The organism is Myxococcaceae bacterium JPH2 (assembly GCA_016458225.1).
Lineage (GTDB): Bacteria > Myxococcota > Myxococcia > Myxococcales > Myxococcaceae > Citreicoccus.
Window position 1 is genome coordinate 1 of sequence record JAEMGR010000020.1, and the last position, 19,250, is coordinate 19,250.

Consider the following 19,250-nt stretch of genomic DNA (forward strand, 5'->3'; position numbering starts at 1 on the left):
CGCGACGTGTGCACGCATGCCATGGCCATTGCCGCGGACATCTGCGTGTACACCAACTCCAACGTCACCTACGAAGAGCTCTGAGAGGTCTCCCCGTGGCAGAAACGCGCAAGTTGTCCGCCTTCACGCCCCGCGAGGTCGTCAGCGAGCTGGATCGCTACATCGTCGGCCAGAACGCCGCCAAGCGAGCGGTCGCCATCGCGCTGCGCAATCGCTGGCGCCGTCAGCAGGTCCCCGATGACCTGCGCGATGAAATCTATCCAAAGAACATCATCATGATCGGGCCCACGGGCGTGGGGAAGACGGAGATCGCCCGCCGCCTGGCGAAGCTCGCGCAGGCGCCCTTCGTGAAGGTGGAGGCCTCCAAGTTCACCGAGGTGGGCTACGTGGGCCGCGACGTCGAGTCGATGATCCGCGACCTGGTGGAAGCGGCCCTGGCGCTCGTCCGCGAAGAGGAGACGGAGAAGGTCAAGCCGCGCGCGGAGGAGCTGGCCGAGGACCGGCTGATGGAGCTGATCCACAACGGGGGCTCATCCCCGCGTCCCGCCTCACCGCCGCCGTTTGGCTTTGCTCCCCCGGATCCGCCCCCGCCCTCGCGCCTGGGCGAGTCCGAGCGCGAGAAGCTGCGCGCTCAGCTCCGCGCGGGCACGCTGGATGATCAGTACGTCGAGGTGGAGACGAGCGAGTCCTCGCCCACGTTCCTCAAGGGCTTCTCGGGGCAGGGGATGGAGGAGATTGGCGTCAACCTCCAGGACCTGTTCAAGAACATGCCGGGCATGAAGAACACCCGGCGTCGTCGGGTGCGCGTGCCCGAGGCGCTCCAGGTGCTCAAGGCCGAGGAGGCGCAGAAGCTGGTGGATCCGGACCGCGTCCAACGCGAGGCGGTGGCACGCGCGGAGTCCAGCGGCATCGTCTTCATCGACGAGATCGACAAGATCGCCAGCCGAGAAGGCTCGAAGGCGGGCGGGCCGGACGTGTCGCGTGAGGGCGTGCAGCGCGACATCCTGCCCATCGTCGAGGGCTCGACCGTCAACACCAAGTACGGCCAGGTGAAGACGGACCACATGCTCTTCATCGCGGCGGGAGCGTTCCACGTCTCCAAGCCGGCGGACCTCATCCCCGAGCTGCAAGGGCGCTTCCCCATCCGCGTGGAGCTGGAGCCCCTGTCTGGCGATGACCTGGTGCGCATCCTGCGCGAGCCGAAGAACTCGCTCTTGCGGCAGTACACCGCGCTGCTCGCCACCGAAGGCGTGCGCCTGTCCTTCACCGACGACGCCGCGACGGAGCTGGCGCGCATCGCCCAGCAGGCGAACGAGCGCACGCAGAACATCGGCGCTCGGCGTCTGCACACCGTGCTGGAGCGACTGTTGGACGAGGTGTCCTTCACGGCCAGCGAGATGGGGCCACGAGATTTCCAGGTGGACGGAAACTATGTGCGCGAGCGGCTGGCGGCCATCGTCCAGGACGAGGACCTGTCGCGCTACATCCTCTAGCGCGCTAGCTTGCGCGCCTTCCCGTCCGCACCGAGGAACGAAGCCTTGTCGCAAGCCGAAGCCACCGCCAACGACTCCCTCATCCAGAAGGCGAAGCGTCACCTGCTGCAGAACTACAAGCAGCAGCCGCTCGCCTTGGTGCGTGGCCAGGGCACGCGTGTCTGGGACGCCGATGGGCGCGCGTACCTGGACTGCATCGGTGGCATCGCGGTGTGCGCGTTGGGGCACTGTCATCCGGAGGTGACGGCGGCGGCGAAGGCGCAGCTCGACACGCTCTGGCACGTCTCCAACGCGTTCTATTCGCAGCCGCAGATCGACCTGGCCGCGCTGCTCACCGAGTTCGCCGGCCTGCCGCGCGCCTTCTTCTGCAACTCAGGCGCGGAGGCCAACGAGGCGCTGCTGAAGCTGGCGCGCAAGGTGATGAAGGACCGGGGCACGCCCGAGCGCTTCGAGGTCATCTCCTTCGAGAAGAGCTTCCATGGCCGCACGCTGGCCACCGTCACCGCCACCGGGCAGGCCAAGTACCACGCGGGCTTCGAGCCCCTGCCCGCGGGCTTCCGCCACGTGCCCTATGGCGACCTCGAAGCGGTGCGCCGCGCCGTGGGGCCCAGCACCGCGGCCATCCTCGTGGAGCCCATCCAGGGCGAGGGTGGGGTGCGGGTCGCTCCTCCTGGGTTCCTCGCGGAGCTGCGCGCGCTGTGCGACGCGCACGGGTTGCTGCTGCTCGTGGATGAAATCCAGACGGGCATGGGCCGCACCGGCAAGCCCTTCGCCTTCATGCACGAGGGCATCCAGCCGGACGCCATCAGCGTGGCCAAGGCCCTGGGCAATGGCCTGCCCATTGGCGCGATGCTGTGCAAGGAGTCCCTCGCGCCGAGCCTCGCGCCGGGGACGCACGGCACCACGTTTGGCGGCAACCTCGTGGCCGCCGCCGCCGCGCAGGTCGTCGTCCGGGCGCTGCGCGAGCCGGCGATGCTCCAGTCCGTCGCGGAGAAGGGCGAGTACTTCCTGGCGGGGGCTCGGGCCCTTCAGGCGCGCCTGCCCACCGGCCGCATCCAGGCGGTGCGCGGCCGGGGTCTCTTGATGGGCGTGGACGTGGGCCAGGAGTCGGGCCCGATCATCGCTCGCCTGCGCGCCGAGGGCCTGCTGGTGAACGCCGCGGGCGAGACGACGGTGCGCTTCGCGCCGCCCTTCATCATCACCCACGCGGAGTTGGACGAGGCCCTGGGCATCCTCGAACGCGTCCTGGCGGCCCTCTGAGCCGGCGGGCACGTCCTCGGGGGCGAGGGCCTGGGTGTTTGACGCCCTGCGTTCCGGACTCCTACACTCTGCGACCCGGCAAGCAGCCTTGGATCGTCACTTGAGCGAGCCCAACTCGATCGTCGGCCTGGGGGCCCGAACAGACCACGTCGCCACGGCGCCCCACCTGGATACCGCTCGCCTCCAGCTCACGCAGGAGGAAGGGGTGGTGCTCGGGCTGGTGGGCCGCGTGGAGCGCATCGACGCGGTGTTGTCGCGCTCCAGCCTGGGCGAAGCACGCACCATCGCCGCGCTCCTGTCCCTGCGCGCCAAGGGGGCCATCCTCCCCGCGCGCATCGTCCCCCGGGCCCAGCCCGCGCCCGCGGTGGATGCCGCCATGGCCGAGCAGGTGGACCTGGAGCCCGAGCGGAAGAAGGAGATCATCGAGTTGGAGCGCTCGCTCGACGCGATGGATCACTTCACCGTGCTCGGCATTGCGCCCTCCGCCACGGCCGCGGACGTCAAGCAGGCCTACTACACGGCCTCGCGGCGCTTCCACCCGGACCGGTACTTCGGCAAGAACCTGGGCAGCTTCCGCGCGCGGATGGAGCGCATCTTCCGGCGCCTCACCGAAGCCCACAACGTGCTCAGCCAGGATGAGCGCCGCGAGGCGTACCTGCGCGCGAATCCCGCCCTCACCGCGCCTCCTGCTGCGCCCGCGCGTCCCGCCGTAGCCGCCGCTCCGGTGGCCACGCCTCCGCCGGCGCGAGCCTCTGCCGCGCCGGTGGCCACGCCTCCGCCGGCGCGAGCCCCGGCCGCGCCCATGCCTCCGCGCCCCGCGCCTGCGCCCGTGCCGCCTCCGGAGCCGCCGCGCGCCGAGGTGTCACCGCTCTCCGAAGCCGAGTCCGAAGCCCGCAAGGCCGAGCGGCAGGCCCGCCTCGCGCGCCATCCCTACATGGCTCGCACCCATCGCCTGACCGAGCTGGTCGCGCGCGGCAAGGCCTTCGCCGCGAAGGGAGACTTCGAGCACGCCTATCAAGACTTCCACCAGGTGATGACGCTGGACCCGAAGAACCGCGAGGTCCCGGCGCTGCTGACCGAGGCGCGGCGGCGTCACGACGAGCAGCGCGCCAGGTCCGAGGTGGAGCGAGGGCGAGAGCTGGAGATGCGCGGCGACTTCACGGCCGCGCACGCGGCCTATCGCTTGGCCACGACGCTGGATGGTCACAGCGCGGAGGCCGCCTATCTGGCGGCCCGAGTGGGGCGCGAGCTGGGCCAGGAGCCCGGCGAAGTGCGAGCCTTGGCGCAGCGCGCCGTGGATGCACATCCCAGCCGGGCGGACTACCAGCTCTTGCTGGCCCAGTCCCTGTTGGTGGGTGGCGCGAAGAAGCTGGCCAAACGACACTTCGAGGAAGTGGTGCGGTTGGACCCTGACAATGCGGAGGCGCGGGCGGCACTGAAGAAGCTGCGCTGGACCTTCTAGGATGTGTACGGTTTCCCATGGCTGAGTCCGAACCTCTCATTGGCATCGACCTGGGGACGACGAACAGCATCGTCGCCACGGTCCAGGACGGCCAGCCGGTGGTCATCAAGAACCGCACCGGACAGGCGCTCACGCCGTCTGTCGTCGCGGTGGCGAAGAATGGCAAGCGGCTGGTGGGCAGCATTGCCAAACGTCAGGCCATCACCAATCCGCAGGAGACGGTCTACGCCGCCAAGCGCCTCATCGGGCGCAAGTTCTCCTCGCACCCGGTGCAGGACGCGCTGCGCACGCTCGCGTATCAGGTGGTCTGTGGTCAGCACGACGACGTCCGGGTTCGCCTGGCGGGAAGGGACCTGGCCGTCCCCGAAGTCAGCGCGATGATCCTCCAGGAGCTCAAGGCCGACGCCGAGGCACACTTCGGCCGGCCGGTGAGCAAGGCGGTCATCACCGTTCCCGCGTATTTCAATGACGGGCAGCGGCAGGCCACCAAGGACGCCGGGCGGATCGCGGGCCTGGAGGTGCTGCGCATCATCAACGAGCCCACCGCGGCGGCGCTGGCGTATGGCTTTGGCCGCACCGTCAACGGGAAGATCGCCGTGCTGGACCTGGGCGGCGGCACGTGTGACGTGTCTGTGTTGGAGGTCAACAACGGCGTCTTCGACGTGGTGGCCACCGGCGGCGATACCTTCCTCGGCGGCGAGGACTGGGACAATCGCATCATCGAGTGGCTGGTGTTTGGTTTTGCGAAGGAGCACGGCATCGACCTGCGCAAGGACCGCATGGCCTTGCAGCGGCTGAAGGATGCCGCCGAGAAGGGCAAGGTGGAGCTGTCGTCCGTGCGCGAGACACAGGTCAGTCTGCCATTCATTTGCACACCGCCGGGAGGCGGCGCCGCGCTGCACCTGCAAGCCGCGCTGACCCGCGACAAGCTGGAGGACCTCTCGGCGGACCTGTGCGAGCGCGTGGTAGGCATTACCTCCGAGGTGCTGGGCGAGGCCAAGGTGCGCCCCTCCGAGCTGAAGGAGGTCATCCTGGTGGGCGGCATGTCTCGCATGCCTCGCATCGTGGAGCAGGTGCGCCAGTACTTCCGCCGCGAGCCGTGCAAGGGCGTCCACCCCGAAGAGGTCGTGGCCCTGGGCGCCGCCATCCAGGCGCATGCCCTGGTGGCCCAGCAGGGCGAGCTGCTCCTGCTCGACGTCACGCCCCAGAGCCTGGGCGTGGCCATCGCGGGCGGCTACGTGCGGCGCATCATCCCCAAGAACACCACGGTGCCCACGTCGGCGACGGAGACGTTCGCCACGTCCAAGGACTCACAGCGCGTGGTGAAGATCATGGTGCTCCAGGGCGAGCACGACCTGGCGCACCAGAACGAACTGCTGGGCGAGTTCCTGCTGACGGGCCTGCGCGACGCGCCTCGCGGCAAGGTGGAGATCGACGTCACCTTCGACATCAACGCGGAGGGCATCGTGTCCGTCTCGGCGAAGGACCGCGAGACGGGCCAGCGGCAGTCCATCATCGTCGCCGCGTCGGGCGGGCTCACCGAGGAGGAGCTGCGCCGCATCATGGACGAGCAGCGCGACTGGCTCGTGGCCGCGCGCGCGAGCGAGGAAGTGAAGGCGCGCCGGGTGGAGCTGGACACGCTGGCGCGGGACGTGGTGGACGCGCTGACGCGCGCGCGCCTGCTGCCGGGCGGCGGCGGACTGGGGCCGGACGTGGTGCCTCGCGCCGAGCAGGCATTGGAGCATGCTCGACAGGTGCGGGCAGGGGAGGAGCCGGCGGCGATGGCCCGCGCGGTGGCTCTGCTGGCACAATGTCTCACGCAATTGCGAGGCGCCTCGCCTCGCGCGACCCCGGGGGGCTAGATGCCGCAGCACCGCGCCAACCAGCTCGTCGAGGCAGGACTGTGGTTGCGCTTGAGCGGGGACACGGACGGGGCGGCGCGCCTGTTCGATCGAGCCCTCCAGCTCGATCCGGACAACGGCAGGGCCCGCGATCTGATGGCGCAGCTCCAGGCTCGACTGGCCGCCTCCGACGACGCCCTCGCGGGTGACGGTCCGCCGCCCGCGGGGCTGGAAGGGGACTGGGGGGCCTGGGCGGAGCTCTCCGCGCCCGAGTCGGGGGATCCGCTGTTCGTTCCGGATGCCGTGCTGTTGCCGGACGGGGTGGGGGCGCCGAGGGACGCGCTGGACCTCCTGGCGCAGGACCATCGCCGCCACGAGGGCGAGCCGGTGCGGATGGGCCGCGATCGCGGCTCCGAGCTGGATGTCCTCCTGCGGGGCGCGGAGGATCTGCTGGAGCTGGATGACCACTCGGGCGCGGTGGACCTGCTGCGCCGCGCGCAGGAGCTGGCGCCCGAAGAACCCCGCGTCGAGGCCCTGCGTGACCGCAGTGAGCGCACGCTCATCGCCATGCTCGAGGCCAAGCTGGGAGACCTGGGGCGCGTGCCGCGCGTGCGCCTGCGGCCCGACGACATCATCTGGCTCAACCTGGACCACCGCGCGGGCTTCGTGCTCGCGCAGATTGACGGCACGGTGAGCTACGACGACCTCTTCTCGCTGTCCGGGATGACGCGGCTGGATACCGCGCGCATCCTGGCCCAGCTCCTGGACGAGGGCGTCATCGTCGCGGGCTGAGCCTGGACGTCATTGGCGGATGATGGCGGTCCACACCCCGCGCAGCACCGTCTGGCCTTGGGGGTTCTTCGACTCCGTCGAGACGACGAGGAAGTCGAGGCCCGCCTTGTCGTAGAGGGCGGTGATGCTGCCCGTCGTGGTGAGCACGTCGCCGGGCCTCATCACGTCCAGGAACTCCAGCTCCTGTTCGCCGTGGACGAGCTTGACCATGTCCACGCCCAGCTCTGGGTCCGCGATGGCGGCGCTGAAGGGTTGAATGGCGAACACCACGGCGAAGCTGGGCGACGCGATGACGTCGCCGTAGGGGCCTTCCTTGGCCGCGGCCTCGTCATACAGGAGGGGGCTCAGGTGCGCGGGCGGGGCGCCGGGCGTGCCCGCGCGCGGCGTGGAGCCCGCGAGGATGAGCGAGAACTCGCGCATCTTCTCGAGCCCCAACTGGTACGTGAACGGTCCGTAGCTACGGCCGATGAAGCGCTTGTCCAGGGGCATGGCTATCCGATGGCGGCTTCGACGACGGCGCCCTTGAGGACGGGCTCGCCGCGCTGGTTGGTGGCGGAGACTTCCGCGGTGATGCGGTCCGACGCGAGCGCCGTGACGCGGCCCTTGAACGTGACGGTGTCCTCGGGGAGCACGGGGCGCGAGAAGCGCACGCGAACGCGGCGGATGCGGCCCGGATCTCCCACGAAGAGGGACACGGCCTCCACGGCCCAGCCCAGCGTGCACAGGCCCTGGAGGATGATGCCGTTGAAGCCCGCGAGGCGTCCCACCTCGGGGTCGATGTGGATGGGATTGAAGTCACCGGACGCGCCCGCGTAGTAGGCCGGCCGGTACCGGTCGCACACGCGCACGTGGGTGAAGGTGTCGCCGACCTGGAAGGTTCGTGAGGGCATTCGCCCGCGAGACTACCTCTCCTGGAAAGAAAGAGGGGCGGCCCTCCAACCGGAGGACCGCCCCTGGTGCTTTCAGCCCACTGCGAGACTACGCGACCTTGCGGCGGCGGCTCAGCGCCAGCCCGGCGACCATCGCCAGGATGGGCAGCATGCCACCCAGCGAGCCGCCCGTCGCGGAGCAGCCCGACGAGTCGTTCTTCACCGACACGGAGAACAGCACCGGCTGCGAGGCCGCGCCGTGCGAGTCCTTCACGACCAGCGAGAAGGCGATCTGCGTGTCCTCATCCACCTCGGGCGCCGTGAAGACGAGCTTCGCGCCGTCCTGGGTCGGCTTGATGTTCGGACCGCCCACCTGCGTCCAGTGGTAGGTCATCTCGTCGCCGTCCGGATCCGTGAAGTTGGAGGCGTCGAAGACGATCTCCGTGCCTTCCTTGCGGGTGAACGCGCCGGGCGACTTGCCGGTGGGGGCGTGGTTGGGCGCCGCGTCCACGTTCTTCACCGTCACCGCCACCTCCTCGGTGGCCTCGGCGGTGCCGTCCGAGACGGTCAGCCGGAACACGAGCTGCGTGTCCGCATCGACCTCGGGGGCCGTGAAGGTCGCGACCGCCTTGTCCGCGCCCGTGAGGGTCGCGTGGACGCCGGTGTCATCCACCTGCTCCCACGTGTACTCCAGCTCCTCGCCGTCCAGGTCGGACGAGCCCGAGCCATCCAGCGACACCTTCGTGGTGGAGCGCTCGTCCACCGTCTGCGGCGCGGTGGCCGAAGCGGTCGGAGGCTGGTTCACGTTGGCCACGAGGACTTCCACCGTCTGCGGCGCGCTCGTGTCCTGCCCGTCGCTGACGACGAGCTGGAACATGAGCGTGGAGTCCGTCGGAACGTCGGCCACGAACTTCGGGGTCGCGGTGTCCGCGCCCGTCAGCACCACCGGCGTGCCGCCGCCCACCTGCGTCCACTGGTACGTCAGCGCGTCCCCATCCGGGTCCATGCTGGCCGTGCCGTTGAGCGTGATGACCCGGCGCGTGAGGACGCCGTTCTTGAGCACGCCCTCGGTGAAGCCCGCGGAGAGGCCCGCGTGGGCGATCGGCCGGCGGTTGCACGTGCCGCCGTTGTTCGGCTCGCTCACCAGGGCCGCGAACGGCGTGCCCGTGATGTTGGTGAACTTGACCTCGTCGATGTCCATGCCGTTGCCGACAGAGTTCTCGTCACCCGCGATCCGGATGCGGAAGCGGACATCCATCCCCGCGAGGAACGTCTTGAAGTTCGTCTTCGACGCGTTCCAGCTCGGGAAGTTGGTGTTCGTGCCGAGGAAGCCCGGGCGCTCGCTGAGCGGCGTGTTGCCGGCTTCCGTCACCTGCAGGTTTCCGACGCTGTCCTTCGTGTAGCCCGGGTCGAAGCCGAGGTCGATCACATCGAACCACTCGACGCCATCCACGGTCAGCTCGAGCACGGCGCTGTCGTAGAACGGAGCCAGCGGGCCGCTGTTGCTGAAGTCGGCCTCGAAGGAGTGCCGCTCGTAGAACGACAGGATGAAGTCTCCCGTGTCCTTCACGTGCACCCACGGCGACGTCAGCGTGATCTGCCCCGACTTGTCCGGGTTGAAGCCGTGGACGAAGCCGTCGCCGTCTTCCTCGCCGTGCGTCCAGTCATTGCCGCCGAGGACGTAGTTGGCGCTGGACGTCCAGCCCGCGAAGCCCACGTCGAACGTGTCCGTGGCGGACTGGCCGTAGGCGATGTCGTAGTTGATGCGCGGGTCGTACTCCGCCGACTTGCTCGAATCGGGCAGCTCCGCCGAGGTGAAGTCGACCTTCAGCCCCGCCGTGGCAGCCGGAGCACTGACGGCCTCCAGGGACACCTTGACGCTGACCGTGGCCGACGCGCCGCGCGCCAGCGACGGGATGCTCACCGCGCCGGAGTCGGGGAAGACCACCGTGGCGGTGGTGCTGGCGGAAGAGACAACGCCCGTGAACGAGCCGATGTCCGCCGCGCCCACGTTGGTCACCGTGAAGTGCAGCATGCCGGTCTCGCCGACGTCGAGCACGCCGTCCTGATCACACCCGACCTGCGAGTCGTCGATGCGGAAGCCCGAGACCTGGATGTTGTTGCCGGCCTCGAAGCTCTCCACCACGCCAATGTGGTCCGCGGAACCGCGGTCCGGAGCAATGGCGCCAAACCCGGCGCCGCGCTTGGCGAACGCGTTCACGAAGCGCTGGTAGTCCGCGGGGTCGCTCGCCTTCGTCACGGCGAAGAGCGCGTCGCGGGCCTCCAGCAGGGTGGGGGAGTTCGGCGTCGCCTTGTAGCCAGCGACGATGTAGCGCTTCATCCGGTCCTGCGCCTCGGCGAACGGATGCGCCTTGAGCAGCTCGACGTAGCACTGCCACAGCATGGTGGCCCAGACCTCGCCGCCGTTGTGGACCTCGGCGTTGCCCACGCCGGTCTGTCCCGACGCGGCCTGGTTCTTGGGCAGCGGGTTGCCGTTGGCGAAGTGCTTGAACGTCAGCGCGTTCTTGGTGAAGTCCGTGCTGTAGGGGATGCGGCGGATACCGTAGTAGTAGCCGTTGTTCGCGCCACCGCTCGAGGTGTAGCCCGCGACCGAGTACACGCCCTGCCACTGGTCGTTGCCGGCCTTGGTGACGTCGCTCTCCTTCACCTGCATCAGCATCGCGTGGAAGTCGGCCCAGCCCTCGCCCATCGCGCGGCCCTGGTTGTTCACCAGACCCGCGGCGTTACCGACGAGGCGGTTGCTGATGTAGTGACCCCACTCGTGCGCGATGATGCCGTTGTCGATGGTGCCGTCGCGATCCAGGTCCGGCGAGCGGCGCATCTTGAGGGTGAGCGTGTCGCCCTTGTCCGTCTCGGTCTTCCAGGCCGCGGCCGTGGCCTGGCTGACAGACTGGACGGGGATGGTGACCTTGGGCTCTTCGCCGCCGAGTCCAGGGGCGTCACCGGGCGCGTTGTTGCCGATGATGACGCCGATGGCGCCAGCCGTCTGGGCGTTCAGCGCCTTGGTGGAGAAGTTACAGCTGCCGCGCGTGATGATCGCGATCTTCCCCTTGAACGCATCCGCCGCGAAGGCGGTGCAGCCCAGCGCATTGTCCGCGGGGGCGAACAGGGCCGTGCCCTCAATCTCGAACTTGGACGCACCGAAGGGCGCCGAGTTGGAGTCGTAGAGGCCGGCGATCGACGCGGGCGTCTGGACGCGCACCTCGGGCCGGCCGTCGAACACGTACATCTGCATGCGGGGCGAGGCGCCGTCCGCGGGCGTGCGCATGTTCGCGTTGTTGCGCGAGGTGGAGTCCTGCCCCTCGGCGCGCATCTGGTCGCCTTCGACGCCGCCACGGCCGAAGTTGAACGCCTGGGCGTTGCCCGCGGCTTCGTCGAAGCCCGCGTCGTAGTACCAGTCGTGCAGGAAGTTGGTGACGTAGAACAGGTTGACGATGGACGCCTTGATCTGTTCCCGGCTCGTCTGCGGCGACTTGGTCGTGTCGTAGACGTAGTTGAACGTGTTGGGCGCGGTCACGTCGGCGCGGAAGTCGGTGGAGGGCTGGAAGCCGTCACCGCCGCCGAGGTCGGCGTACGCGTCCACGTTGTTGCCGGTGGTCTGCGTGGCGTTCGCCGGCAGCCAGGGGTCGTTCCGGCTGAACGGGCTGTTGGTGATCTCCACCACGTTGGGCGGCAGCGTCAGCGGCGCCTGGAACCGGTTCGGCGTCCCCGTGGGGTGCGGGGTCGCGTCATTGCCCTGCGGACCGTCGTAGGGGATGTACGGCGGGAAGGTGTCCGCCCAGACCGTGTACTTGTACGGCGCCGCGGCGTGCGCGGTCAGGTCGTTGCGGAACAGCACCGCACCGGACGCCGCCGACACCACGTAGGAGAAGTAGGTCGAGCTGCTCGAGGCCTTGGGCCCGGCGTTGACCTCGACGTAGTACGCGGGCTCCAGGCGGCCAGCGAGCGTGAAGAAGACCTTCTTCGCGCGGGCCGGGGACACCAGCTTCTGGGGGAGGGCCGAGGTCGCGCCCTCGTCCATCTCGAAGAAGGTGTAGTCGCCCTTGGTCCCGGCGTTGGTGAAGGCGCGGGGGGCCGCGTCGGAGCCGGTGCTGTTCTTGAAGGCGGCGGCGACGGCGTCCGCGGCGCTCAAGCGGAAGGCGCCCGTGCGAGCGCTGGTGCGCGCGGCCAGGGACATCTCGGTGGGGGCCAGGTAGCCGGACACCGCGACGAGCCCGAGGTTCTGGTCCATGACGACCTTGACCTCGTTGCGGAACACCTCGACGCCGTCGATGGACTGGTTGAAGGTCGCGACGACCGCGCCCTGACCCGTCTGGTGGATGGCGCGCAGGTTCGCGCCGGCCACGTCATCGCGGGTCAGCCGGTAGGCATCCGCGACGTTCTGCAGGTGCGCGCGCGCGGCGGTCTCGGGACGCATCACGGCCTGGGTCTGGATGACCGACCGGCTCGCCGAGCCATTCGAGTTGGCCCACACGAACGTGGGCACGCCGAGCCGGGCCTCGGTCTGCTCGATGCTGATTCCTCGGGCCGCCGCCGAGGATGCATCCACGGCGAGGGGACGAGAATCACGCTGCTCCAGGAACGCGTCGTAATTCGACCGCTCCTTGGCCCACGCGCTGGTGCCGGCCACGGGCACCAGCAGCAGGCTGGTCAACAGTTTTTCCCTGAGACGCATGCGCCTTCCTTCTGGGGGGTGAGAACCACTGCGTACTGCGTTGCTGCACGACGGCAGGCGCACCCCAGCCGGGGGTGGCGAGGGGGCGCCTACGGGTCCGGGCTGAGAAAAGTCAGCCGGAATGAGAACGCCCCCAAGCCTGTCTTGTCGCAGTGTCGCGACACATGTGACGGGCGGGGGGCGGCGTGAAACATGAGAGGTGTAGCGGGCGGCCCAGGGTGCTCGCGCGAAGCCGTGCGAGCTCTGACGGTCGGTGTATCACTTGCGACGGTCTGTGACTGGTATCCGCCAATCGACTGCGCTCCACGGCCGAGCCTTCAGCCGTGCTGTTCACGGCAATTCGTTCTAGTGAAGGCGCATGCTAACCAGGACGCTGGAACGTTGAGAAGAGGGGGCCCGCAACATTCCGTCTGGGTATTCGTGGAATCACGATGAATCGGGCTTTGTTTCTGGTGCTGCTGTAACAAGGTGAGTTCTGGTTTCGTCGCAAACGCGGTCGGCCCAAATCGAAATTCGAGAAGGGCGTGGCTTGATGTCTTGTTTTGGGGGGATGTCTCGGAGTCGCGCGTGGGATGTGTGGATTTGATGGGCGCGTGGTGCCCAGGCGGAGGCCGGGCGGTGCCGCGGCTCCTGGCTTCACGCCTGGGGTGGGCGGGGAGGCTTCGGGTGAGGGCGGAGGTCAGCCCTCGTAGATGTGGAACCCGTAGCTGCCCTGTCCGCTGGGCAGATACATGCGCAGGTACACGGTTCCGCTGGTAGGCACGGTGAAGTCGATCGTCGGGTTCTGCTCCGTGAAGAGCGGATTCTTGGTGTCGCCATTCCCAAACACGGCGACCACGGGCAGGACGCGGTCCTGCGGGCCCTGGAAGGTGATCCGGTAGTGGCGCGTGCTGCTCGCGCTGAAGCGGAACCAGTCGTCGTCGTACTGGTACTCGAAGCGACCGAAGTGATCTTGCGGGCTCGTCGTGTCGAAGCTGTCCGGCGTCAGCGACGTGGCCTCACTCGGGAGGTCGCCGTGGTCATCCATTCCCACGTCGGTGAGCGTCAGCGCGTACGCGCCGACGGCGGCCGAGATGTCCACGGGCGAATGACTGACACGGAGGAAATACGGCGCGGCGCTCCGGGCCTTGAATCCAAGCACCGCCTGCCCCGTGCTCTCGTGCGTGCCGAGATACTGGCCGCCCTGATCGAACGCATCCACGCGCGGCATCAGGCTGCCCGAGGGCTTCACCGTCACGCTGTAGATGTGTCCCAGCTGGCCATCCACCCGGAAGAAGTCGAAGTCGCCAATGGGCTCGATGGTCTGTTGATGCACCGCGGAGCCCGGCGCCAGGGTCCGCGCTCGGGCCTGACAGTCATCCGGCTCCGCGGCATCCCCGAAGTGTTCGGCGCAGTTGGCCGCGCTCACGGGCTCGCAGGTCCCGTTGGGGCGCGCCACGAAGCCCGTGTCACACAGACAGCGGGCCTCGTTCGACTCGACCACGCATTGGCCTCGGTTCGCGTCCCGGCAGGGATTGGGGGAGCACGGATCCGACGCGTCCTTCACGGTACATCCCGCGCCGCACAGGAGCGCGGCGGCGAGCAGGGCAGGGGAGCGGAAATTCATATCAGCGTCCCGGACGCGGAGTGGGGCCGGTTTCTTCAACCGCCGCGAACGGTCCGTGATCCAGCGGATCCTCCACCTCCGCGCCCTCACGCCGCTGCTTGTATTGCTCGCGCACGTAGGCCACCAGCTGCTCCAGATAGGAAGACAGCGGGGGACACCGCACGCCCGTACCGTCCAGCAGCTCGAGCGTGTTGTGGCAATTGTAGATGGCCAGGTGATTCACATAGCTGATGGCCGCGCGCTGGGGCCGCGCGAGCTTTTCAAGCAAGGGCAGACGAAGCATGACGTCCGCCGCGCGCGCCGACAGGTTGAAGCGAGGCAGGCGCTTGTTGGCCTTCTCCGCGATGAGTTCGTACACGCGCCGCGCGCTCATGGGGTTGGGGTCCACCAGGTGGAACGTGCGGCCCGCCGCGCGCGGATCCTTGGACAGCCGCCAGACCGCCTCGACGACGAAGTCCACCGGCACCACGTTGAGCGGCGCCACGCCATTGCCCGGCAAGGGCAGCGGCACCACCAGCGGCGAGGTGACCAGGAGGATGCCCAGGTAGTAGGGCCCCTCGAATCGATCAATCTCCCCCGTGCGCGAGTCGCCCACCACGCTGGACGGCCGGTACACCGTCACGGGCAGGGTGGCCGCCGCGCGCTGTACCAGCCGCTCCGCCTGGAACTTTGATTCCTCATAGGCGTTGCGGAAGCCCTGGGCGCGATCCAGCTCGTCCTCGGCGATGACGCCGACCCGGTCGCCGGACACGTAGCAGGTGGAGAAGTAGTTGAAGCGCGCGAGGTGCTCGCAGTCGCGCGCCAGCTCCAGCATGTTGCGCGTGCCGTCCACGTTCACGCGCCACGCGGTCTCCTTGGCCACGCCCAGCTGGGACACCGCGGCGAGGTGGAAGACATCCGTCACCCGCTCGCACAGGTGCTGGTACTCCTCGCCGGACAGGCCCAGGTGCATGTCCACCACGTCGCCGGTGAGCAGCTCCACCCGCGCGCCTTGGATGTGCGCCGCGTGCTTCTGCGCTTCCTTGAGCACCTTGGGCTGGACCAGCGCGTAGATGTGCGCCTTGGGGTCCTCCCTCGCGATGTGCTCCACCAGCCGCTTGCCGATGAACCCCGGGTAGCCCGTGATGAAGTACGTCGCCGAGCCCTTCTTCCGCGTCTCGCTCATTCGGCGCGCAGCATACCCGCCCGTCAGCCGCGCGCGAGCATGGCGCGCCACATCGCTTCCACCTGTGCCCGGGTGGCGTCCAGGCCCGCGCTGTTGTCGAGGACCCACGTCGCGTGCACGCGCTTGTCGTCGAGGGGAAGCTGAGCGGCCAGCCGAGCCTCGGCCGCGCTTTCGTCCAGCCCATCACGCGCCATCAACCGCGCCTTCTGCACGTCCCGAGGCACCCAGACGAGCGCCACGCCCTCCATCCACGCGTGCATCCCGCTCTCGATGAGCAGCGGCACGTCGTAGATGACGCGCTTCTCGCCCTGGGCTTCCAGCGCCTGCACCCGGCTGAGGAAGGCATCGCGCACGAGCGGGTGGATGATGGCGTTGAGGGCGGCGCGCTCGGAAGGGGTGGCGAAGATGTGCGCGCCCAGCTTCGCTCGGTCCAGGCGTCCATCCGGGCCCACCACGCCGGGGAAGCGCGCGGCCACCGCGGCGAGGCCCGGGGTGCCTGGCTCGACGACCTCGCGGGCGAGCACGTCCGCGTCCACCACCTGCGCGCCCAGCTCGCGGAGCATCCGCGTGACGGTGCTCTTGCCGGACGCGATGCCGCCCGTCAGTCCAAAGACGTGCACGGCTACTTCGCGGCCTTCTGCGTGGTGAAGATGAACGAGTGCACCGTCTTGCCGTCCTCGTTGAAGAAGATGGCCAGCCCCAGCTTGGGGTAGAGGAAGTAGGTGCGGAAGTCGTCCGTCAGCTTGCGCAGGTAGCAGGGCGTGGCCGGCGCGGGGCCCGCGGGGCAGGCCGGGCCGTAGCTGTTCTCGATGGTCTCCTTGTCGATGACAGGACCGGGGAACACGTCGATGCGCTCGACGAACTGCGTGGCGGGATCCACCTTGAACTGGGTCTGCGTGGTGCCCTTGATGGCTTCCTTCGAGAAGTAGGCGATGACCTCCTTGCCGTCCTGGGTGACGGTGCGCGAGGGCTCACCGAACTTCTTGAGGACTTCCTCGCGCTTGGAGACCCCGGGCTCGATGCCCTGCCAGGGCTTGGCGGCGGCGGGCACGGCGGCGAAGAGGATGGCGACGAGGGCGAAGGTACGCATCACGGCTCCCCTAACGGATCGGACCGGCACGACTCAAGGCCCTTCCCTGTAAACGTGCATGGGCATCGGACATTCAATCACGAACGAGACGCCTTGCCCCATCCGGAGCCCTCTGCTACGTCCGACGGCCATGCGCGTGCGTACCCTCCAGGTCCTCCCCGTCCTCCTGCTGGCCGTCTGCGGCGCGGCCGGGGCCGCCGACTTCGTGGGTCCCGATAGCTGCAAGGGCTGCCACCCCGAGGCCTATGACGCCTGGATGCAGTCCAAGCATGCGCGGGCCACCGACTCGCTGGGCGAGCAGCAGAAGAAGGATGCGCGCTGCCTGTCCTGCCATGCCCCGGACCAGACCGAGCAGGGGTCGGCCGCCGTCACCTGCGAGACGTGCCATGGCGGTGGGCAGTACTACTCGCCCTCGTACGTGATGAAGGACGCGGAGCTGGCGCGGCTGGTGGGGCTGGTGGACCCGTCCGAGAAGATGTGCCGGACGTGCCACGACGCCTCCTCGCCCTCCCTCCGACCGTTCGACTTCAAGGACGCGCTCAAGGCCATCGACCATTGGTCCGCTGAGCGCACCCGCAAGGCCGCCCGGGCCGAGGCGCCCCCCTCCACGCCGCCCCCCGCGAGCGCCAGGAAGTAGCCCCGCTTGATCAAGATTCTCGACGCCCGCTTCGTCACCACCGCCGTGGAGCTGAAGGGCTTGCCCACGGACCACGCCGCGGAAGTGGCCTTCGTGGGCCGCTCCAACGTGGGCAAGTCCTCGATGATCAACACGCTCACCCAGCGCAAGAAGCTGGTGCGCGTGTCGAACACCCCGGGCCGCACGCGCACGCTGAACTTCTTCGACGTGGACCTGGAGCGCGACGGCGTCCGGCACACGGTGCGGCTGGCGGACCTGCCCGGCTACGGCTTCGCCAAGGCGAGCAAGACGGACAAGGCGCAGTGGCAGCAGATGATCACCTCGTACCTCCAGAACCGGCACCGGCTGGAGGTGGTGGTGAGCATCATCGACGCGGAGGTGGGTCCCACCGAGGATGACCTCCTCACGCTGGACTACCTCCAGGCGCACAGCCGCCGCATCCTGGTGGTGGCCACCAAGGTGGACCGGCTCACCAAGGCGCAGCGCAAGCCCCGCTTGCATGCGCTGGCGGAACAGCTCGCGCTGCCTCGCGAGGCGGTGATGCCGTTCTCCTCCACCGAGCGGCTGGGCGTGGATGAGGTGTGGGGCACGTTGCTGGATACGTTTGGCAAGGCAACGCGGCGTTGAGCGTTCCCCTCCCGGGCGAGGAGGGGCTGTGGTAGGGACCGCGCGTGTCCCAAAACGGCAAGACGAACGGTGCTTCCTCGCCCCTCGCCCCGCGTGAGCTGCGCCAGCGGTTGATGCAGCTTTCGCCGCGGCAGCGCATGGACGCGATCCTCGACTCCCCGGATACGCGTGCGCTCGTGCGCTCGCTGCCGGCGGAGGACCTCTACGTCACCATCCAGGAAGTAGGGCTCGCGGACTCCACGGAGCTGGTGCAGCTGGCCGCGCCCGCGCAGTTCCGCACCTTCGTGGACCTGGGGGGCTGGAAGAAGGACGCGCTCGCGCCCCACGACGTCCTCACGTGGCTGCGCGCCGCGCGCGGGGACGAGCCGGAGGACTTCCTGCGCAAGGTCCACGCCCTGGACCTGGAGGTGCTCGAGTACCTGCTGAAGGAGTTCAGCGTGGTGCACGACCTGGAGGAGAACCCGGACGTCAACCCCGAGGGGATGACGCTGGAGACTCCCGAGGGGCGCTACCTCGTCGAGATCAAGGCCGAGGGCGTGGAGATGTCCGCCATGCGCGCCTTGCTCAACGACCTCATCGCGGAGAACCCCTTCGAGTCCGTGCGGCTGATGGAGGCCGTGCGCTGGGAGCTGCCCTCGGAGATGGAGGAGGCCGCGTTCCAGTTCCGCCGCGCGCGCCTGTCTGATTTGGGCTTCCCCTCGCTGGAGGAGGCCATGTCGCTGTTCAGCCGCGTGGAGGTGGGCCCGCGTCCCCAGGGTGGTCCGGGGACGGCGCTCGTGGCCACGGGGGGCCACCTCGACTACCTGGAGGCCGCGTTCCGCGAGCTGAGCGACGTGGAGCGGATGAACGCGGAGGACGAGCTGCGTGAGGTGGCCAACGCCGTGCTCGTGGCGGAGTTGGAGGACCCGGGCGACCTCGATGCCGTGCGCCGCGTGAGCGAGACGGTGCGCGACTCGCTGTCCCTGGGGCTGGAGCAGCTGTCGGGGTCGGATCCGGCGCGGGCGGGGGATGTGCTCCGCGACACGCCGATGCGGCGGGTGTTCCAGACGGGCTTCACGCTGACGCTTCAGCTCAAGTTCCGCGCGGATCGGCTGTTCAAGCAGCCGCTGGCGCGCGTGGAGGACGTGCCGCTCCTGCTGCCCGAGGAGACCGCGGCGTTGGAGGCGCTGCGCCGCAAGCGACCGCGCCGTGCGCTGCGCGTCGCGGGGGCGGAGCCGGTGCCGTTCCGCTCGCTGCGTGAGCTGGCCTCGTCCGAGGCAATCCTGGCGCGTGCCGAGGGACAGGTCGCCGTGTTCGCGGCGCTGTTGGGCGGCGCGGAGGACTCGGCGCGCGAGGTGGTGGCTCGCTTCGGCGTGCCGCTGCCCATCCTCGGCGTCGAGCGGCTCTTGGCTGCCGCGGTGGCCATGGCCGTCTTGGAGGAGCGGGTGCATGTGCGGCCCGTGCCCCAGGGGCGCGTGGTGGAGCTGGGGCAGCGCCTCTTCGAGGGCACCCCGGACGCGCCCCGCCTGCGACCGAGCGCGGCCGAGCGTGCACTCGCGGGCCTGGAGCCGGCGGTCCCCGTCGAGGCGCGGCAGGAGCTGCGCCGCATGGTGGGTGTCGCGCTCGAGCGATTGTTGTCCGAGTTGGGCACGGCCTGGCTTCTGGAGGGCCGGCTGGACCCCATCGCCTCCGCGGTCCTGCCCATGGAGGGCGGCGCGGTTCCGTAGGTTTTT

General features: G+C 69.1%; 15 protein-coding genes. 8 read left to right on the forward strand and 7 right to left on the reverse strand.

Annotation, left to right across the window (positions count from 1 at the left end):
- Positions 1-95: 95 nt before the first annotated feature.
- From hslU to JGU66_26285, 5 genes are all read left to right on the forward strand, one after another.
- On the forward strand, positions 96-1,493 hold the full coding sequence (gene hslU, locus JGU66_26265) for an ATP-dependent protease ATPase subunit HslU (protein ID MBJ6764296.1): 1,398 nt from the start codon (positions 96-98) through the stop codon (positions 1,491-1,493).
- A 45-nt stretch (positions 1,494-1,538) separates the two neighbouring features.
- Positions 1,539-2,753: an aspartate aminotransferase family protein gene (locus JGU66_26270; protein MBJ6764297.1), complete on the forward strand. Its 1,215-nt coding sequence runs from the start codon at positions 1,539-1,541 to the stop codon at positions 2,751-2,753.
- Positions 2,754-2,853: 100 nt separating this feature from the next.
- Positions 2,854-4,215 (forward strand): DnaJ domain-containing protein, encoded by a 1,362-nt coding sequence (locus tag JGU66_26275; protein MBJ6764298.1) that lies wholly within the window; start codon positions 2,854-2,856, stop codon positions 4,213-4,215.
- A 17-nt stretch (positions 4,216-4,232) separates the two neighbouring features.
- Positions 4,233-6,077, forward strand: coding sequence for a molecular chaperone DnaK (gene dnaK / locus JGU66_26280; protein ID MBJ6764299.1), 1,845 nt, complete (start codon positions 4,233-4,235; stop codon positions 6,075-6,077).
- Positions 6,078-6,848 (forward strand): tetratricopeptide repeat protein, encoded by a 771-nt coding sequence (locus tag JGU66_26285; GenBank protein ID MBJ6764300.1) that lies wholly within the window; start codon positions 6,078-6,080, stop codon positions 6,846-6,848.
- A gap of 9 nt (positions 6,849-6,857) precedes the next feature.
- Here JGU66_26285 and JGU66_26290 read toward each other — a convergent pair whose 3' ends face one another.
- From JGU66_26290 to JGU66_26320, 7 genes are all read right to left on the reverse strand, one after another.
- The gene (locus JGU66_26290) at positions 6,858-7,337 is read right to left on the reverse strand and encodes a MaoC family dehydratase N-terminal domain-containing protein (protein ID MBJ6764301.1); all 480 of its coding nucleotides are present in this window, start codon (positions 7,335-7,337) and stop codon (positions 6,858-6,860) included.
- 2 nt (positions 7,338-7,339) lie between these two features.
- On the reverse strand, positions 7,340-7,738 hold the full coding sequence (locus tag JGU66_26295; protein ID MBJ6764302.1) for a MaoC family dehydratase N-terminal domain-containing protein: 399 nt from the start codon (positions 7,736-7,738) through the stop codon (positions 7,340-7,342).
- An 88-nt stretch (positions 7,739-7,826) separates the two neighbouring features.
- A complete protein-coding gene (locus JGU66_26300; protein MBJ6764303.1) occupies positions 7,827-12,413 on the reverse strand; it encodes a myxosortase-dependent M36 family metallopeptidase in 4,587 nt (1,528 codons plus the stop codon).
- Positions 12,414-13,092: 679 nt separating this feature from the next.
- Positions 13,093-14,019, reverse strand: a complete 927-nt coding sequence (locus tag JGU66_26305) for a hypothetical protein (protein ID MBJ6764304.1) — start codon at positions 14,017-14,019, stop codon at positions 13,093-13,095.
- 1 nt (position 14,020) lies between these two features.
- Entirely contained in the window at positions 14,021-15,184 is a 1,164-nt protein-coding gene (locus tag JGU66_26310) for an SDR family oxidoreductase (GenBank protein ID MBJ6764305.1), read from the reverse strand.
- Positions 15,185-15,207: 23 nt separating this feature from the next.
- Positions 15,208-15,804, reverse strand: a complete 597-nt coding sequence (locus tag JGU66_26315) for a dephospho-CoA kinase (GenBank protein ID MBJ6764306.1) — start codon at positions 15,802-15,804, stop codon at positions 15,208-15,210.
- Positions 15,805-15,806: 2 nt separating this feature from the next.
- Entirely contained in the window at positions 15,807-16,274 is a 468-nt protein-coding gene (locus tag JGU66_26320; GenBank protein ID MBJ6764307.1) for a hypothetical protein, read from the reverse strand.
- Positions 16,275-16,404: 130 nt separating this feature from the next.
- On the opposite strand from JGU66_26320, the gene JGU66_26325 reads away from it, so the two are divergent.
- Genes JGU66_26325 through JGU66_26335 form a run of 3 tightly spaced genes read left to right on the forward strand, consistent with a single transcriptional unit; the run spans position 16,405 to position 19,244 of the window.
- Positions 16,405-16,911 carry a hypothetical protein gene (locus tag JGU66_26325; GenBank protein MBJ6764308.1) on the forward strand — a complete coding sequence of 169 codons (507 nt, stop codon included), beginning with the start codon at positions 16,405-16,407 and terminating at the stop codon, positions 16,909-16,911.
- A 6-nt stretch (positions 16,912-16,917) separates the two neighbouring features.
- Complete coding sequence (locus JGU66_26330) at positions 16,918-17,538, forward strand: YihA family ribosome biogenesis GTP-binding protein (protein ID MBJ6764309.1); 621 nt, start codon at positions 16,918-16,920, stop codon at positions 17,536-17,538.
- 44 nt (positions 17,539-17,582) lie between these two features.
- Entirely contained in the window at positions 17,583-19,244 is a 1,662-nt protein-coding gene (locus JGU66_26335) for a hypothetical protein (protein ID MBJ6764310.1), read from the forward strand.
- Positions 19,245-19,250: the final 6 nt, after the last annotated feature.

Coding starts and splice junctions, on each gene's coding strand:
- dnaK (MBJ6764299.1), top strand. CDS start 4,233: ATGGCTGAGTCCGAACCTCTCATTGGCATCGACCTGGGGACGACGAAC.
- JGU66_26305 (MBJ6764304.1), bottom strand. CDS start 14,019: ATGAATTTCCGCTCCCCTGCCCTGCTCGCCGCCGCGCTCCTGTGCGGC.
- JGU66_26325 (MBJ6764308.1), top strand. CDS start 16,405: ATGCGCGTGCGTACCCTCCAGGTCCTCCCCGTCCTCCTGCTGGCCGTC.
- JGU66_26320 (MBJ6764307.1), bottom strand. CDS start 16,274: ATGCGTACCTTCGCCCTCGTCGCCATCCTCTTCGCCGCCGTGCCCGCC.
- JGU66_26295 (MBJ6764302.1), bottom strand. CDS start 7,738: ATGCCCTCACGAACCTTCCAGGTCGGCGACACCTTCACCCACGTGCGC.
- JGU66_26310 (MBJ6764305.1), bottom strand. CDS start 15,184: ATGAGCGAGACGCGGAAGAAGGGCTCGGCGACGTACTTCATCACGGGC.
- JGU66_26290 (MBJ6764301.1), bottom strand. CDS start 7,337: ATGCCCCTGGACAAGCGCTTCATCGGCCGTAGCTACGGACCGTTCACG.
- JGU66_26300 (MBJ6764303.1), bottom strand. CDS start 12,413: ATGCGTCTCAGGGAAAAACTGTTGACCAGCCTGCTGCTGGTGCCCGTG.
- JGU66_26285 (MBJ6764300.1), top strand. CDS start 6,078: ATGCCGCAGCACCGCGCCAACCAGCTCGTCGAGGCAGGACTGTGGTTG.